This is a genomic window from Pseudoalteromonas sp. D15MCD-2 (assembly GCF_038562745.1).
GTDB lineage: Bacteria > Pseudomonadota > Gammaproteobacteria > Enterobacterales > Alteromonadaceae > Pseudoalteromonas.
Genome location: NZ_JBCFQE010000001.1, coordinates 2256107 through 2273301 on the forward strand (window position 1 = coordinate 2256107; position 17195 = coordinate 2273301).

8 protein-coding genes, 8 tRNA genes and 3 rRNA genes are annotated in these 17195 nt (G+C 44.2%); 1 reads left to right on the forward strand and 18 read right to left on the reverse strand.

The genetic code is table 11. From position 1 onward, the window contains the following. The 7 genes from pheT to AADY36_RS10350 all read right to left on the reverse strand — a co-directional run bounded on the left by pheT (position 1) and on the right by AADY36_RS10350 (position 10937). Positions 1 to 2388, reverse strand: a complete 2388-nt coding sequence (gene pheT, locus AADY36_RS10320; protein WP_054561208.1) for a phenylalanine--tRNA ligase subunit beta — start codon at positions 2386 to 2388, stop codon at positions 1 to 3. Between the two features lie 15 nt (positions 2389 to 2403). Further along, positions 2404 to 3384 carry a phenylalanine--tRNA ligase subunit alpha gene (gene pheS, locus AADY36_RS10325; RefSeq protein WP_342408950.1) on the reverse strand — a complete coding sequence of 327 codons (981 nt, stop codon included), beginning with the start codon at positions 3382 to 3384 and terminating at the stop codon, positions 2404 to 2406. 77 nt (positions 3385 to 3461) lie between these two features. After that, complete coding sequence (gene hda, locus AADY36_RS10330; RefSeq protein WP_171038282.1) at positions 3462 to 4172, reverse strand: DnaA regulatory inactivator Hda; 711 nt, start codon at positions 4170 to 4172, stop codon at positions 3462 to 3464. Beyond that, positions 4172 to 5227, reverse strand: coding sequence for a DUF2066 domain-containing protein (locus AADY36_RS10335; RefSeq protein ID WP_054561206.1), 1056 nt, complete (start codon positions 5225 to 5227; stop codon positions 4172 to 4174). Before AADY36_RS10335 ends, hda begins: the two co-directional genes overlap by 1 nt. Positions 5228 to 5897: 670 nt before the next feature. Next, a 5S ribosomal RNA gene (gene rrf, locus AADY36_RS10340) occupies positions 5898 to 6012 on the reverse strand. Positions 6013 to 6232: 220 nt separating this feature from the next. Then, a 23S ribosomal RNA gene (locus AADY36_RS10345) occupies positions 6233 to 9116 on the reverse strand. A 280-nt stretch (positions 9117 to 9396) separates the two neighbouring features. Then, positions 9397 to 10937 (reverse strand): 16S ribosomal RNA (locus tag AADY36_RS10350). The 16S, 23S and 5S rRNA genes sit together here, the layout of an rRNA operon. A 633-nt stretch (positions 10938 to 11570) precedes the next feature. On the opposite strand from AADY36_RS10350, the gene AADY36_RS10355 reads away from it, so the two are divergent. Next, on the forward strand, positions 11571 to 12989 hold the full coding sequence (locus tag AADY36_RS10355) for an alanine/glycine:cation symporter family protein (RefSeq protein ID WP_054564015.1): 1419 nt from the start codon (positions 11571 to 11573) through the stop codon (positions 12987 to 12989). Positions 12990 to 13006: 17 nt separating this feature from the next. Here AADY36_RS10355 and AADY36_RS10360 read toward each other — a convergent pair whose 3' ends face one another. The 11 genes from AADY36_RS10360 to uvrC all read right to left on the reverse strand — a co-directional run bounded on the left by AADY36_RS10360 (position 13007) and on the right by uvrC (position 17194). Then, entirely contained in the window at positions 13007 to 13453 is a 447-nt protein-coding gene (locus AADY36_RS10360) for a hypothetical protein (RefSeq protein ID WP_054564016.1), read from the reverse strand. Positions 13454 to 13612: 159 nt separating this feature from the next. Then, positions 13613 to 13699: transfer RNA gene (locus tag AADY36_RS10365), tRNA-Leu, on the reverse strand. Positions 13700 to 13734: 35 nt separating this feature from the next. Next, positions 13735 to 13808, reverse strand: a tRNA-Cys gene (locus AADY36_RS10370). Between the two features lie 18 nt (positions 13809 to 13826). Then, positions 13827 to 13902: transfer RNA gene (locus tag AADY36_RS10375), tRNA-Gly, on the reverse strand. Between the two features lie 197 nt (positions 13903 to 14099). After that, positions 14100 to 14186 (reverse strand) — tRNA-Leu (locus AADY36_RS10380). Positions 14187 to 14225: 39 nt separating this feature from the next. Next, a tRNA-Gly gene (locus AADY36_RS10385) sits at positions 14226 to 14301 on the reverse strand. 59 nt (positions 14302 to 14360) lie between these two features. Beyond that, a tRNA-Leu gene (locus AADY36_RS10390) sits at positions 14361 to 14447 on the reverse strand. A gap of 34 nt (positions 14448 to 14481) precedes the next feature. Further along, a tRNA-Cys gene (locus AADY36_RS10395) sits at positions 14482 to 14555 on the reverse strand. A gap of 12 nt (positions 14556 to 14567) precedes the next feature. Further along, a tRNA-Gly gene (locus tag AADY36_RS10400) sits at positions 14568 to 14643 on the reverse strand. Positions 14644 to 14782: 139 nt separating this feature from the next. Next, on the reverse strand, positions 14783 to 15328 hold the full coding sequence (gene pgsA, locus AADY36_RS10405) for a CDP-diacylglycerol--glycerol-3-phosphate 3-phosphatidyltransferase (RefSeq protein WP_054564017.1): 546 nt from the start codon (positions 15326 to 15328) through the stop codon (positions 14783 to 14785). 42 nt (positions 15329 to 15370) lie between these two features. Further along, on the reverse strand, positions 15371 to 17194 hold the full coding sequence (gene uvrC / locus AADY36_RS10410; protein WP_055022410.1) for an excinuclease ABC subunit UvrC: 1824 nt from the start codon (positions 17192 to 17194) through the stop codon (positions 15371 to 15373). Between the last annotated feature and the right edge of the window lies 1 nt (position 17195).

Sequence of the window (17195 nt, forward strand, 5' to 3'; positions counted from 1 at the left end):
CTAGTCCCTCAACGATGCGTTAAATTGTTCGGCCAGTGCGGCCACCACATTATCAACTACTTGATTGATATCTTTCTCTTCGAGCGTTCTATCAACCGCTTGCAGTGTTAGAGCAATCGCCAAACTCTTATAATTTGGCTCAATACCTTTGCCCTTATACACATCGAATAAGTTTAGGTCAACCAATTGATTTCCGCCAACTTTTTCTATGACATTTAAAATATCGCCAGATTTTACGTGATCTTCCACTAAAATCGCGATATCACGGCGGTTTGACGGGAATTTCGACACTGCCACTGCTTCTGGTAATTTTCTTTTTTCTAGTGCAGACATTTCGATTTCAAACACAAATGCTGTGTTGTTGATATCTAGTGACTTTTGCACCTGTGGGTGCACTGCACCAAAGAAACCTACTTTTTTACCATCAACATAAATAACGGCTGATTGGCCTGGGTGTAAGCCATCAGACTGCTCTGCTTTTATCTCAAAACGTGATGAATCATTGCTAATCGCTAAAAGTGCTTCAACATCACCTTTTAAATCATAGAAATCAACGCTACGCTTCTCTTGAACCCAATGTTCACCGTGTGCAAGACCTGAGATTACACCACCAATGACAGCAACTTGGTTTACACCGTTTTCAGCATTTTCGTCACGTAAGAATTTTAAGCCGTGCTCAAATAAACGTACACGTGGTTGCTGACGGTTTTGATTATAAACTAGAGACGCTAATAGACCCGGCATCAAGCTCACGCGCATTGCCGACATTTCAACCGAAATTGGGTGTGGCAATACAAGCGCATCACTTTGCGGGTGTAAAATTGCTTGTGCTTTTGGATCAACGAAGCTGTAAGTAATTGCTTCTTGGTAACCACGAGTAACAAGCGTATTGCGGAATTTAGTAACCGTAACATGTGACTCGTCATGGTTAGTCATTTTTAATTTAGCAGTTGGTGCAACGTTAGGAATACTGTTATAGCCGTAAACACGCGCAACTTCTTCAATTAAATCTTCTTCGATACGAATATCAAAGCGATAGCTAGGTACGTCAGCACTCCATACACCATCAACAATTTTCACGTCTAAACCTAAACGCGTTAGGATGTCAGTTACTTTTGCATCATCAATGTGGTGGCCAATAACACGGTCTAAACGCTCTCGACGTAAACGTACTTCTGTTACTTTTGGTAATTTGTCAGTTGCGACTGCTTCAACAACTGGGCCTGCTTCACCGCCAACAATCTCAAGAAGTAATGCTGTCGCACGTTCCATTGCATCTTTTTGCAGTGCAAAATCGACACCACGCTCGTAACGGTGTGACGCATCAGTGTGTAAACCGTAGCTACGTGCTTGACCAGCAATAGCGACAGGGTTAAAGAACGCACTTTCTAATAAAATATCTGATGTTGCTTCAGTTACACCTGATTTTTCACCACCAAAAATACCTGCAATAGCAAGCGCTTTGTTGTGATCAGCAATAACAAGCGTAGACTCGTTTAGTTTAGCTGTGTTGCCATCTAACAGGACTAACTCTTCACCCGCGTTTGCGCTACGTACTTTAATACCACCTTCAATCGCATTTAAATCAAATGCGTGCATTGGGTGACCTAGCTCTAATAACACGTAGTTTGTTACATCAACAACAGGGTCGATTGAGCGAATACCACTGCGACGAAGCTTCTCTACCATCCAAAGTGGTGTTTCTGCATCAAGGTTAATACCTTTAATTACACGGCCTAAATAACGAGGACACGCGTCATCATTCACAAGCTCAATCGATATTTTGTCATCAATCGTTGCAGCAACTGGTGCGATTTCAAGTGTGTTTACATCAACACTGTTAAGTACGCCTACTTCACGCGCTAGGCCTTTAATACCTAGGCAATCACCACGGTTAGGTGTTAAGTCAACATCAATAATGTTGTCGTCTAGGCTTAAGTACTCACGTAAATCTGTACCGATTGGTGCATCACTTGGTAATTCCATGATGCCATCACCTTCTTCGCTGATACCTAACTCAACGAATGCGCACAGCATACCGTGTGAAGGTTGACCACGAAGTTTGGCTTTTTTAATTTTGAAGTCGCCAGGTAATACAGCGCCAACTGTCGCAACAGCTACTTTTAAACCTTGACGACAGTTAGGTGCACCACACACGATATCAAGTAGCTCATCACCACCTACGTTTACTTTAGTTACACGTAATTTATCAGCATCAGGGTGTTGACCACACTCAACAACTTCACCAACAACAACGCCTGTGAACTCTGCTGCTGCAGGCTCAACACCATCAACTTCAAGACCAGCCATTGATAACTGTTCCGAAAGAGCCTGTGTGTCGATTGCTGGGTTAACCCACTCTCTTAACCACTTTTCACTAAATTTCATTTTATATCTTCACTCTTAACGGAACTGGTTTAGGAATTTTAAATCGTTTTCGAAAAATGCACGTAAGTCGTTTACGCCGTAACGCAACATAGTCAAGCGCTCTACACCCATACCGAATGCGAAGCCTGTGTATTTTTCTGGATCAATACCCACTGATTTAAGAACGTTAGGGTGAACCATGCCACAGCCTAATACCTCTAACCACTTGCCGTTTTTACCCATAACATCAACCTCAGCTGATGGTTCAGTAAATGGGAAGTAAGAAGGACGGAAACGAATTTCCATATCTTCTTCAAAGAAGTTACGTAAGAAGTCGTGCAGAATACCTTTTAACTCAGTGAAGCTTACATCTGTATCAACCATTAAGCCTTCCACTTGGTGGAACATTGGCGTGTGTGTTTGGTCATAATCGTTACGATAAACACGACCTGGTGAAATGATACGTAGTGGTGGCTGCTCAGTTTCCATAGTACGGATTTGTACGCCACTCGTTTGTGTACGTAACACAAGCTTAGGGTTGAAATAGAAAGTATCGTGATTAGCTCGCGCTGGGTGGTGCTCAGGAATATTTAGCGCATCGAAGTTATGAAAATCATCTTCAACTTCAGGACCTGATTTAACCTCAAAACCTAACTCACCAAAAAAGCTTTCAATACGTTCAATAGTACGAGTTACTGGGTGTAAGCCACCTGTTGGCATAACACGACCCGGTAAAGTTACGTCGATCGTTTCTGCAGCTAGTTTCTCTTCAAGAGCCTTACTTGCTAGTAACTCACGCTTTTCGTTAATGGCTGTTTGTACTTCTTGTTTTGCTTGGTTAATCACTTGACCCGCTTCTTTACGCTCTTCAGGGGCAATCTTGCCTAGCGTTTTAAGTAAGCTGGTGATTTCACCTTTTTTACCAAGGTAATTAACCCTGATATCTTCTAGTTGCGCGATTTCATTCGCACTGGCGACTGCCTCAAGTGCTTGCGCTAAAATATTTTCTAAGTTCATTGAGTACCTGGTCTTTCACAGAAGGATTTTTGTAATAGCTAATGATAACTGAAAGCAAGGACTAGATTCTAGCCCTACTAAAGCTTTAACGTTGATTTTATAAAAGGAATTGTTAATTTTCTTTGTGCAGCCATTGAGGCATGGTCTAGTTTGTCTAAAACGTCTAATAATGCACGCATATCGCGGCTTAATCGCGTTAATAAAAAGCGCGCACATTCATCAGTTAGTTCAAGGCCGCGCATATGAGCACGGCGTACGAGGGCTTCCGCTTTATCATCATCGCTCATAGAGCGAATTTGTAATGTTGTGCCCCACTTCAAACGCGATACTAAATCAGGAAGATTGATATGCAGCATGTCAGGTAATAAATCAGCTGTGACCACAAGGTATTTACCCGGCTCATTAAAGCGATTAAAAAAGTTAAATAATCCTTTCTCCCATGCATCGTTGCCTGCCACTAAGTGCACGTCATCGATACATAACACATCAAGATTTTCCAGACCTTCAAGCACAACAGGACCATAATCAATCACTTCACGCATTGAAAGTAACATGGTTGATAAACCACGCTCTTGGGCATGAATACAGGTCGCGTACAATAGGTGGGATTTACCAGAATCACCTAAACCGCATAAGTAGGTATATTGAAATTTATTACTGAGCTTTGTGAACGCATCTTTAAGATGACTCACTTCAAGAGAGTTTTCGCCACCAAAATAAGAAGTAAATGTTTCATCATCAGGCAAAGTAACTGGCAATGCCATTTGCATTGGTTCTTGCACTGCGATTAAAGCCCCTGCCACTGATATTCAAGTTCGTCGCTATTCACCACTTGATAAAAATCTCGCGGGTCTTGATAGGCTTTAAAGGCACTATCAAGTTCTAACGCTTTTCTAAAGTCGTTCATGCTGCCAGTATGATTAACTATAAATTGTACGGTATCAGGCGTACGTACAGATATCACAGCGCGAGTAACAACACTTAAGCTCTCTAAACGGCGTTTAGCAAATTCAATATCAACAAAGTTATTAATACCTTTAAGATAGAAAGTTGCTGTTGCAAGTTGCCCAATCATTGTTGGATCAATGGCATATTCTGCTGCTAAGCCACCTGCTAAACTGTCAATCATATCTGCAACAATTTGCTGCTTATCACCCATCAAGCGATTAGTATCGAATAATTCTGCATTAGTGAAACGCCAATCTAGGATCCAGGTTTCTGAATCAGCTTGTTGATACATTCTTGCAGTAATACTGCGCTCTGCACTATAACGACTCGATGCCCGCTCTACGGGTTCAGAGAAATTACCCCATACTTCTGGTATGCCAACAATAGCGCGGTCTTGTAAATCAAGTAATGGCACAACCACAGGTAAACCACGACGACCTGCTTTGTCGTATATAAGCTGTTCAAGCTGCGGATAAGACTCTTGAGTCACCAGTTCACGGCGCCAGTTATCTTCAATGCCTAACCAGATAGCCACTAAAGGACGACGTGTCCCCCACAATGGCAAGCCAAGATCTTTGATTAATGCATTAATCTTATTGGCTTCAAACTTAACAACCAGATTTAAACTGCCATCAGCTTTTTCGTCATATTCGAATTTGAGCATGTAATCTGAAATGTCACGCGTGCGCTGTTTAGCAACAGGGTTTTGATCTGCTGATGTATCACCACTCACTTTCACCAGCACATTTAGCAGTGCTTCACGGCTTGCTGCCAAACGAGCATCACGTGATTTGTCTGCAACTTTAAGAGTATCTTGATATAAATTAGTCACCTCAACAGCGAAAGTTGAAGCACTCGAAAATAATAATAATAAACAAATAAGTAATCTAGACACAGGCCATTAGTTCTTGCTTTTAAACTGATTTGATCCTAAATCAAAGCCATAAACAAAGCAAAGTTAATTTAATGAACAGTAGCTGAGCAAGTTCGTGAGTCACAAGTTGGGAGTTAGCGAGGGGAAAGTTAGCGAGGGGAAAGTTTTAAGGTCTGGCGTAGTTGGGTATAGCGGAGCGAAAACAAAAACATCACAGAGCTATCAGCATTCAGCCGTCAGCGATCAGCCGCGAGGTGGAGGTTCTAGGTTCTAGGTTCTAGGCTCTAGGCTCTAGGCTCTAGGCTCTAGGCTCTAGGCTCTAGGCTCTAGGCAAAGTGTACTTGTAGGAATGGCTTTAGACGTGAATGTGTTTGTTCTGGTCTAGATTCGGCACTGAAGTGCCTCCTACGGGGTTTGTTGCTGAGGGTGACTCAGTTACCTAACAACCCGGTAGATCAACTGACATCTAATATCTAACGTCTAACCTTCTCATCACGTAGGAATGGCTTTAGCCATGAATGTGTTTTTATGGTCTGAATTCGGCACTGAAGTGCCTCCTACGGGGGGTGTTGCTGAGGGAGTCTCTGTACAGGACAACCCCACATTTCAACTGACGTCTGATGGCTGAAAGCTGAAAGCTCCAGACGCAAAAAAGCCCGACTCTTTCGAATCGGGCTTTCTCTTATTTGGAGCCTGGCGATGACCTACTTTCACATAGCAGCTGCTACACTATCATCGGCGCTGTTTCGTTTCACTACTGAGTTCGGCATGGGGTCAGGTGGGTCCAAAACGCTATTGTCACCAAGCAAAAGGCGTGGAAAGGATTCTCGACAAAGCGCGTAGCGCTTACGAGTCCTTTGCGCAAGGTGAACTGATTTCGCGTTAAGCGTTGCGGTTCACCCTACATAAATCTGGAAATCTGATATTTTCTTACAGCTTAAAGCTTATGGCTTACAGCTTCGTAAAATCTACTTTAGTAACTTAACTTCTGTTCGTTACGCTGTCATAAAACGCGTTTGGCGTTGTATGGTTAAGCCTCACGGGTAATTAGTACAGGTTAGCTTAATGGCTCGCACCACTTCCACATCCTGCCTATCAACGTTGTAGTCTTCAACGGCCCTTCAGAGACTTTAAAAGTCTAGTGAGAACTCATCTCGAGGCCTGCTTCGCGCTTAGATGCTTTCAGCGCTTATCAGTTCCGAACGTAGCTACCGGGCAGTGCCATTGGCATGACAACCCGAACACCAGCGGTTCGTTCACTCCGGTCCTCTCGTACTAGGAGCAACCCCTCTCAATTCTCAAACGCCCACGGCAGATAGGGACCGAACTGTCTCACGACGTTCTAAACCCAGCTCGCGTACCACTTTAAATGGCGAACAGCCATACCCTTGGGACCGACTTCAGCCCCAGGATGTGATGAGCCGACATCGAGGTGCCAAACACCGCCGTCGATATGAACTCTTGGGCGGTATCAGCCTGTTATCCCCGGAGTACCTTTTATCCGTTGAGCGATGGCCCTTCCATTCAGAACCACCGGATCACTATGACCTACTTTCGTACCTGCTCGACGTGTCTGTCTCGCAGTTAAGCTGGCTTCTACCATTACACTAACCGTACGATGTCCGACCGTACTTAGCCAACCTTCGTGCTCCTCCGTTACTCTTTGGGAGGAGACCGCCCCAGTCAAACTACCCACCAGGCACTGTCCGTAATCCCGATTAGGGACCAACGTTAGAACATCAACACTACAAGGGTGGTATTTCAAGGACGGCTCCACAAAAACTAGCGTTTCTGCTTCAAAGCCTCCCACCTATCCTACACATGTAGGGTCAATGTTCAGTGCCAAGCTGTAGTAAAGGTTCACGGGGTCTTTCCGTCTAGCCGCGGGTACACAGCATCTTCACTGCGATTTCAATTTCACTGAGTCTCGGGTGGAGACAGCGTGGCCATGGTTACACCATTCGTGCAGGTCGGAACTTACCCGACAAGGAATTTCGCTACCTTAGGACCGTTATAGTTACGGCCGCCGTTTACCGGGGCTTCGATCAAGAGCTTCGTCCGAAAACTAACCCCATCAATTAACCTTCCGGCACCGGGCAGGTGTCACACCGTATACGTCATCTTGCGATTTTGCACAGTGCTGTGTTTTTAATAAACAGTCCCAGCCACCTGGTCACTGCGGCTCCCGTCCGCTTAGAGAGCAAGTCTCATCACAGATAGGAGCGTACCTTCTCCCGAAGTTACGGTACAATTTTGCCTAGTTCCTTCACCCGAGTTCTCTCAAGCGCCTTAGTATTCTCTACCTGACCACCTGTGTCGGTTTGGGGTACGATTCGGTATAATCTGAAGCTTAGAGGCTTTTCCTGGAAGTATGGCATCAACAACTTCACACCCTTGGGTGCTCGTCTCGTGTCTCAGTCTTAAGAGTCCGGATTTTCCTAAACTCTCAACCTACTCACTTTCACATGGACAACCAACGCCATGCTTGTTTAGCCTGCTCCGTCCCCCCATCGCAATTATACCAAGTACGGGAATATTAACCCGTTTCCCATCGACTACGCCTTTCGGCCTCGCCTTAGGGGTCGACTTACCCTACCCTGATTAACATGGGATAGGAACCCTTGGTCTTCCGGCGTGCGGGTTTTTCACCCGCATTATCGTTACTCATGTCAGCATTCGCACTTCTGATACCTCCAGCATACCTCCCGGTACACCTTCAACGGCTTACAGAACGCTCCCCTACCACTCAAAATAAATTTTGAATCCGCAGCTTCGGTGCATAGTTTAGCCCCGTTACATCTTCCGCGCAGACCGACTCGACCAGTGAGCTATTACGCTTTCTTTAAAGGATGGCTGCTTCTAAGCCAACCTCCTGGCTGTCTGGGCCTTTCCACATCGTTTCCCACTTAACTATGACTTTGGGACCTTAGCTGGCGGTCTGGGTTGTTTCCCTCTTCACGACGGACGTTAGCACCCGCCGTGTGTCTCCCGGATAGTACTTTACGGTATTCGGAGTTTGCAAAGGGTTGGTAAGTCGGGATGACCCCCTAGCCTTAACAGTGCTCTACCCCCGTAAGTATTCGTCCGAGGCTCTACCTAAATAGATTTCGGGGAGAACCAGCTATCTCCCGGTTTGATTAGCCTTTCACTCCTAGCCACAGGTCATCCCCTAACTTTTCAACGTTAGTGGGTTCGGTCCTCCAGTTGATGTTACTCAACCTTCAACCTGCCCATGGCTAGATCACCGGGTTTCGGGTCTATACCTTGCAACTATACGCCCAGTTAAGACTCGGTTTCCCTACGGCTACCCTAATCGGTTAACCTCGCTACAAAATATAAGTCGCTGACCCATTATACAAAAGGTACGCAGTCACCCTCGAAGGGCTCCTACTGCTTGTACGTACACGGTTTCAGGTTCTATTTCACTCCCCTCACAGGGGTTCTTTTCGCCTTTCCCTCACGGTACTGGTTCACTATCGGTCAGTTGGGAGTATTTAGCCTTAGATGATGGTCCACCTATATTCAGTCAAAGTTTCACGTGCTCCGACCTACTCGATTTCACTTAAGATGCATTTTCGTGTACGGGACTATCACCCTGTATCGTCAAACTTTCCAGAATGTTCCACTAACACATAATAAGCTTAAGGGCTGGTCCGGTTTCGCTCGCCGCTACTTCCGGAATCTCGGTTGATTTCTGTTCCTACGGGTACTTAGATGTTTCAGTTCTCCGCGTTCGCCTCTTACACCTATGTATTCAGTGCAAGATACCTGCAAGCAGGTGGGTTTCCCCATTCGGAAATCCTAGCCTCAAGCGCTTTTTACTAGCTTGACTAGGCTTATCGCAAGTTAATACGTCCTTCATCGCCTCCAACTGCCAAGGCATCCACCGTGTACGCTTAGTCACTTAACCATACAACCCAAACGGGTCTTTGTTAGTGACAGCTGTTAACTTCGCCAGAAGTTAATTCATCAAATAATGATGAGAATACTAAAGTAGATACCAATTAATCTTTCGATTAATGGCATTTTTTTACTTTTGAAAACTCTTTATAAATAACAATGTTATCTATAAGAATTTTAATATCAGCTTTCCAAATTTTTAAAGAGCATATTAATTAGTTAAACCAAGCGGCTTAGCTAACTAACAATCATCTGTGTGGACACTACGAACAAATAAGTTCTAAATCGTATAAGGAGGTGATCCAGCCCCAGGTTCCCCTAGGGCTACCTTGTTACGACTTCACCCCAGTCATGAATCACTCCGTGGTGAACGTCCTCCCGAAGGTTAGACTATCCACTTCTGGAGCAACCCACTCCCATGGTGTGACGGGCGGTGTGTACAAGGCCCGGGAACGTATTCACCGCATCATTCTGATATGCGATTACTAGCGATTCCGACTTCATGGAGTCGAGTTGCAGACTCCAATCCGGACTACGACGCACTTTAAGTGATTCGCTTACCCTCGCAGGTTCGCAGCACTCTGTATGCGCCATTGTAGCACGTGTGTAGCCCTACACGTAAGGGCCATGATGACTTGACGTCGTCCCCACCTTCCTCCGGTTTATCACCGGCAGTCTCCTTAGAGTTCCCGACCGAATCGCTGGCAACTAAGGATAGGGGTTGCGCTCGTTGCGGGACTTAACCCAACATCTCACAACACGAGCTGACGACAGCCATGCAGCACCTGTATCAGAGTTCCCGAAGGCACCAAACCATCTCTGGTAAGTTCTCTGTATGTCAAGTGTAGGTAAGGTTCTTCGCGTTGCATCGAATTAAACCACATGCTCCACCGCTTGTGCGGGCCCCCGTCAATTCATTTGAGTTTTAACCTTGCGGCCGTACTCCCCAGGCGGTCTACTTAATGCGTTAGCTTTGAAAAACAAGTCCGAAGACCCGAGCTTCTAGTAGACATCGTTTACGGCGTGGACTACCAGGGTATCTAATCCTGTTTGCTCCCCACGCTTTCGTACATGAGCGTCAGTGTTGACCCAGGTGGCTGCCTTCGCCATCGGTATTCCTTCAGATCTCTACGCATTTCACCGCTACACCTGAAATTCTACCACCCTCTATCACACTCTAGTTTGCCAGTTCGAAATGCAGTTCCCAGGTTGAGCCCGGGGCTTTCACATCTCGCTTAACAAACCGCCTGCGTACGCTTTACGCCCAGTAATTCCGATTAACGCTCGCACCCTCCGTATTACCGCGGCTGCTGGCACGGAGTTAGCCGGTGCTTCTTCTGTAAGTAACGTCACAGCTAAGTGCTATTAACACTTAACCTTTCCTCCTTACTGAAAGTGCTTTACAACCCGAAGGCCTTCTTCACACACGCGGCATGGCTGCATCAGGCTTGCGCCCATTGTGCAATATTCCCCACTGCTGCCTCCCGTAGGAGTCTGGGCCGTGTCTCAGTCCCAGTGTGGCTGATCATCCTCTCAAACCAGCTAGGGATCGTCGCCTTGGTGAGCCATTACCTCACCAACTAGCTAATCCCACTTGGGCTAATCTTATGGCGTGAGGCCCGAAGGTCCCCCACTTTGGTCCGTAGACATCATGCGGTATTAGCAGTCGTTTCCAACTGTTGTCCCCCACCATAAGGCATATTCCCAAGCATTACTCACCCGTCCGCCGCTCGACGCCAGAGGTGCAAGCACCTCTTCGTTTCCGCTCGACTTGCATGTGTTAGGCCTGCCGCCAGCGTTCAATCTGAGCCATGATCAAACTCTTCAATTAAAAGTTTTTTGAAACCGAAGTTTCGTGCTCAATGAATTCTGAATTTTGATTCTTTCGAATCGAATTGACTGTGCGTTATTATTTTCACTTTTGAAAAAGTAAAATCAAAACAGCTCAAGGCTGAATCTTTTAATAACATATGGTCACTCAGTTCAATTGAGACTCTAAATTTGTTTGCGTCATCTAGCGAACTAGAATCTGCTGTTAGAACTCAATCTGTACGAGTGCCCACACAGATGATTGCTTTATATTGTTAAAGAACGTTGCGACGTTGTCGCTAGGGATGCGTATAATACATCCTTAATTTTTCGAGTCAACACTTAATTTTAAACTTTCTTTTTAGACCGTTTTAAACCGAAGTTTTACTTAACTCTCTGTCACTTTGTTCAGCGCTTTTCATTGCTGCCCGCCGTGTCAGTGGATGCGCATTATAGGGATGCGAGGAATTAACGCAAGTACTTTTTGAAGGTTTTTTTGATTATTTTCAAATCATTCAGATACCCACCAAATGCAAACACGTTACCCACAAACACCTGTGGATAACTGATGTTTTTTAGCAGAATAACTAAACTCTCCTCGCTTGTTATGGTAACTTGCGCCGCAGATTTTCCACTCGCTCACAAGGCAAGAAAAATGACAGACATTATAAATAGTATAAGTGGTCTCCTTTGGGGTCACATTCTGGTTTACCTTTTAATAGCTGCGGGGCTATTTTTCACTCTTCGACTCGGTTTTATTCAATTCACTCAATTCCCACATATGATCAAAGTAATGTTTCAGAGCCGCCAAGGTTCTGGCGATGGCATTTCTTCATTCCAAGCATTTTGTACTTCTTTAGCTGCGCGAGTAGGTACGGGTAATATGGCAGGTGTTGCCGTTGCACTTTATTTAGGCGGTGCCGGGGCAATTTTCTGGATGTGGCTTATTGCTTTAATAGGTATGGCGACAAGTTTTGCCGAGAGTACTCTTGCTCAGGCATATAAAACCGTCGATGAAGATGGCAACTTTCGCGGTGGCCCTGCTTATTATATGGAATATGGTTTGGGCAAACGTTGGATGGGTGTGATCTTTTCTCTTTGCCTTATTCTTGCTTTTGGCTTGGTATTTAATGCTGTTCAATCAAACTCTATTGCTGCTGCATTTAATGTTGCGTTTGGTATTCCAAACTATGTTGTAGGTATCGGCTTAGTATTAGGGTCAGGCATTATTATTTTTGGTGGCTTAAAAACTATTTCACGTTTTGCAGAAATGGTTGTGCCATTTATGGCGCTGGCTTATTTGTTAGTTGCACTTTATGTGTGTGCCATGAACTACGATTTATTACCTGACGTATTTATGCATGTTATTAATAGTGCCTTTGGTATCGAGCAAGCGGGTGCGGGTGCAATAGGTTATGGTGTAATGCAGGCTATGATCCAGGGTATTAAACGTGGCCTATTCTCTAATGAAGCTGGTATGGGTAGCGCTGCAAATGCTGCTGCAACGGCAACACCTAACCCACCGCACCCTGCCTCACAAGGTTATGTACAAATGCTCGGCGTATTTGTAGATACAATTATTATATGTACTGCAACTGCAGCCCTTATTTTATTATCACAACAGCTTATACCTAATTCAGGTGTAACTGGCATTGCGTTAACACAAGCTGCCCTTGAAGAACACGTTGGTAGTTGGGGTGCGATATTTGTTGCGATTGCAATTTTGTTTTTTGCATTTACCTCGATAGTTGCTAATTATTCTTATGCCGAAACCAATTTATTGTTCTTAGAGCATAACCATGCTTCGGGTATGTTGATATTCCGATTATTGGTACTTGGTATGGTGATGTTTGGTGCGCTTGGGGAATTGCCACTCGTATGGACCCTTGCCGATGTTTCGATGGGTTTAATGGCTATTGTTAACGTCATCGCTTTATTTATGTTATCGGGCGTCGTTATTTGGCTCGCGAAGGATTACAACACACAACGTAAGGCAGGTAAATTACCTACTTTTGATCCTTCGCAAAACAAAAAGCTAGATCAAACCATTCCTAAAGGCGCATGGCGTAAATAATCTAGTTAAGTAAATTCTTATTTAGGGAGCGTTTGTGCTCCCTTTTTTGTATTTGCTAACTTTTCAAAAACAGACAATATGAATGTAATTTGTTGCTCGTTAAGTTTGGACTCAAGCTCAGTAACAAGCTGAGCTTTAATTTGCGCTTTTAATGCTTGTTTTTGTTCTGCGGTTAGTAATGGCTGCGATTGTTGCTGATAAGATTGCACAGCAGTGAGCATATCCATCAGCACGTCATTATCAAAATCGGTTAGCGCTGCTTTGGCATTACTAATGGCTTGTTCTGATTTATCGAAGACAGTCGATACTTTATCGACAAGCACGCTCACCTCATGAATTTTCAGTACATCGTTAATGTTCGACATAATAATCGCAACAGGAATGAGTACTAATGAGATCGCTAGACAAAGCCCAAATACGGCGCCTACCCAAAACTGATTTAAGCCACGTTTAAATTGCTCCATTATCTTTCCTTGATCCTATTTATTGATTAAAACTTGAAACGCGTTAGCTGTTTTAAAAAGACTAAGGAAACTATAAAGCTATTTTGGCAATAAAAAAATAATTTGATGAGATTATAAAAAGAAATATAAATGAAATAGAGAAGAGGTATTTTATGTAAATGGTGCCCGGGGCCGGACTTGAACCGGCACGCTGTTACCAGCGAGGGATTTTAAATCCCTTGTGTCTACCAATTCCACCACCCGGGCATCGGGCCGCTCGTAAGAGCATGTGGAGTATTATATGGAGGCGGAACCCGGAGTCGAACCGAGGTAGACGGATTTGCAATCCGCTGCATGGCCACTCTGCCATTCCGCCTTATCGCTTCCAAATAATTGGAGCGGCACACGAGGCTCGAACTCGTGACCTCAACCTTGGCAAGGTTGCGCTCTACCAACTGAGCTAGTGCCGCAAATTTATTTCTGTCAGTATTTTGACCGTTGGTGCACAACCTTGAGGTTGCGATGATAACGTTCTGGCAACTGAGCTAGTGCCGCAAATTTAATTCTGTCAGTATTTTTACCGTTGGTACACAACCTTGAGGTTGCGATGATAACGTTCTGGCAACTGAACTAGTGCCGCAAATTTTTAATTAGTTACCACTAAAAATGGTGCCCGGGGCCGGACTTGAACCGGCACGCTGTTACCAGCGAGGGATTTTAAATCCCTTGTGTCTACCAATTCCACCACCCGGGCATCGGGTTTGCTATTTAAAGCAAGTGGATAAAGCTAATATGGAGCGGCACACGAGGCTCGAACTCGTGACCTCAACCTTGGCAAGGTTGCGCTCTACCAACTGAGCTAGTGCCGCATCATATTAACTCTAATATTATTTTTATAACTACATTTGGTATTGTAGTTAACCACAAATGGTGCCCGGGGCCGGACTTGAACCGGCACGCTGTTACCAGCGAGGGATTTTAAATCCCTTGTGTCTACCAATTCCACCACCCGGGCATCGGGTTGCTCATAGAGCGCGTGGAGTGTTGAATGGAGGCGGAACCCGGAGTCGAACCGAGGTAGACGGATTTGCAATCCGCTGCATGGCCACTCTGCCATTCCGCCAAATTAGATAATTGGAGCGGCACACGAGGCTCGAACTCGTGACCTCAACCTTGGCAAGGTTGCGCTCTACCAACTGAGCTAGTGCCGCTTTCTTTATCTTGGGGGCTATGCCCTCTCAACACGGACGCATTCTACAGAGATTATTAAACGCGTCAATATAAAAAATGCTAGTTTTGAACTGTTTGCTTATTTTTTATCTAAAACGGTGTGTAATTAAACGTTTAGGATCAATTTTTGGTCAATTCTGACCATGCCGCTATTAAATACTGCAACATAGAACTAAGCGTTAAGAATGTTGCGACGTACAAAAGGCCATAACTTAAGTAGATCATCCATGTATCAAACTGCCAGATCAAACCAATAATGGCTAGCATCTGTGCTGCAGTTTTAAACTTACCCATGTTTGATACAGCTACGTTGTCACGTTTACCCTGCTCTGCCATCCATTCGCGTAAAGCAGAGATAACAATTTCACGGCTAATAATAACTAATGCTGGAATAGTCATATACAAACTTTGGTAGTGGCTTGATAAAGCAACCAGTGCTGCACACACCATTACTTTGTCGGCAACCGGATCTAAGAACGCACCGAAAGGCGTTGACTGATTTAAACGACGCGCTAGATAGCCATCAAGGATATCTGTGATTGACGCAAGCCAGAAAACAAACGCAGCTGCGAAAAACGCCCATGAGAAAGGCAAATAAAATATCACCAAAAAAATGGGGATAAGAAAAAGTCTAAAGGTTGTGAGTGTGTTTGGAATATTCCACATAACTACTTGGAGATGTCTTTTTTTACTATATTCGCACGAAGGCTACGCCTTGTCATGCAAATGATTAAATATCTTTTCAGCCATTTCAGGGCTGATCCCAGGAACTTGTTTTAATTGGTCTATATTAGCAGCTTTTACCCCTTGCATGCCCCCTAAATATTTTAATAATGCTTGTCGGCGCTTTTGTCCTACACCGGTAATCTCTTCTAACAATGATTGTGTACGTTGTTTTTGTCGTTTATTACGATGCCCTGCAATGGCAAAACGGTGCGACTCATCACGAATATGCTGAATTAAATGCAGCGCTGGTGCATCTGAATCAAGTGGTATTGTTTTACGTCCGCCATCAATTAATAGCGTTTCTAAACCTGGTTTCCGACTGGTACCTTTTGCAACACCCACCAGCAATGGTATTTTATTATGCGGCCAGTTTTCAAAATATTGCTCAGCACGAGATAATTGACCTTTACCACCATCGATAAAGATGACATCTGGAATTTTGTCTTCATCGACCACTTTGTTGTAGCGTTTATTAAGTGCGAATTCCATCGCAGCATAATCATCACCACCGGTGATGCCGGTAACATTAAATCGACGATATTCTTTATTATTAGGCCCTTGCGAATCAAACACCACACAACTTGCTACCGTGTTTTCACCCATTGTATGGCTGATATCAAAACATTCCATGCGATTAATATCATCTAGGCGTAATGTTTCTTTTAATTGTGCGTAGCGTTTGTTGATTGAATCCTGCGTGCTTTGCTTAACACTAATGCTGTTAAGTGCATTTTTATTAGCAAGCTTTAAATACTGTGCCCGCTCACCGCGATTAGCAACTTTTAAACTCACTTTACGTTCAGAGATTGCCGTAAGCGCTTCGCTTAATGGCTCACTTTCTTCAATATTAAACGGTAATATAATTTCTTTAGCAATACGCCCTGTTGCACCGGGAGCTAGATAATATTGGCCTAAAAAAGAAGTTAGAATTTCTTCTTCACCTGAGTCTTTTGGTACTTTAGGAAAATAAGTTTTACTGCCTAGCACTTTGTGGTCGCGGATCATTAATAAGTGAACCGCATTTAAACCGTTTAAATGAGCAAAACCCACCACATCCATTTCGGCATGGTTACCTGAAATAGATTGTTGCTCCTGCATTTTTCGAAGCAACATGATTTGGTCACGCACTTTGGCCGCAAGCTCAAATTTAAGTTCTTTACTTGCTTGCTCCATTTTAGTAACTAAATCGGCAATGACTTCATGAGATTTGCCCAACAAAAACTTGCGAACAAAATCAACTTCTTGTTGATATTCTTCATCGGAGATTTTATTCACACACGGCGCTGAGCAGCGTTTTAACTGATATTGTAAACATGGACGGCTTCTAGCTCGGTAATAAGCATCTTCACATTGGCGAACCGGAAAGATTTTTTGCATTAAACGCAAACTTTCAGATACCGCTCCCGCACTTGGGAATGGGCCAAAATATTCGCCTTTAATTTTTCGGCTACCACGATGAAAAGCAAGTCGCGGATGCTTATGATCAGTTAAAAGAATATACGGATATGACTTATCATCTCGCAGCAAAATATTGTAACGAGGCTGATATTTTTTAATTAGGTTGTTTTCGAGTAATAAGGCTTCGGTTTCAGTGTTGGTCAGGGTGACTTCAATACCGCAAATATTACTTACTAATACACGCGTTTTGCTATCAGTCACATTGCTACGGAAGTAACTACTTACGCGCTTTTTTAGATTTTTAGCCTTACCAACATAGATAACTTGCCCTTCACTATCAAGCATTCGGTAGACACCGGGCTCACTTGATAGTGTTTTTAGAAAACGGGCTGGTTCGAAATCAGACATT

Coding starts and splice junctions, on each gene's coding strand:
- pheS (WP_342408950.1), bottom strand. CDS start 3,384: ATGAACTTAGAAAATATTTTAGCGCAAGCACTTGAGGCAGTCGCCAGT.
- AADY36_RS10360 (WP_054564016.1), bottom strand. CDS start 13,453: ATGGAGCAATTTAAACGTGGCTTAAATCAGTTTTGGGTAGGCGCCGTA.
- uvrC (WP_055022410.1), bottom strand. CDS start 17,194: ATGTCTGATTTCGAACCAGCCCGTTTTCTAAAAACACTATCAAGTGAG.
- AADY36_RS10355 (WP_054564015.1), top strand. CDS start 11,571: ATGACAGACATTATAAATAGTATAAGTGGTCTCCTTTGGGGTCACATT.
- pgsA (WP_054564017.1), bottom strand. CDS start 15,328: ATGTGGAATATTCCAAACACACTCACAACCTTTAGACTTTTTCTTATC.
- pheT (WP_054561208.1), bottom strand. CDS start 2,388: ATGAAATTTAGTGAAAAGTGGTTAAGAGAGTGGGTTAACCCAGCAATC.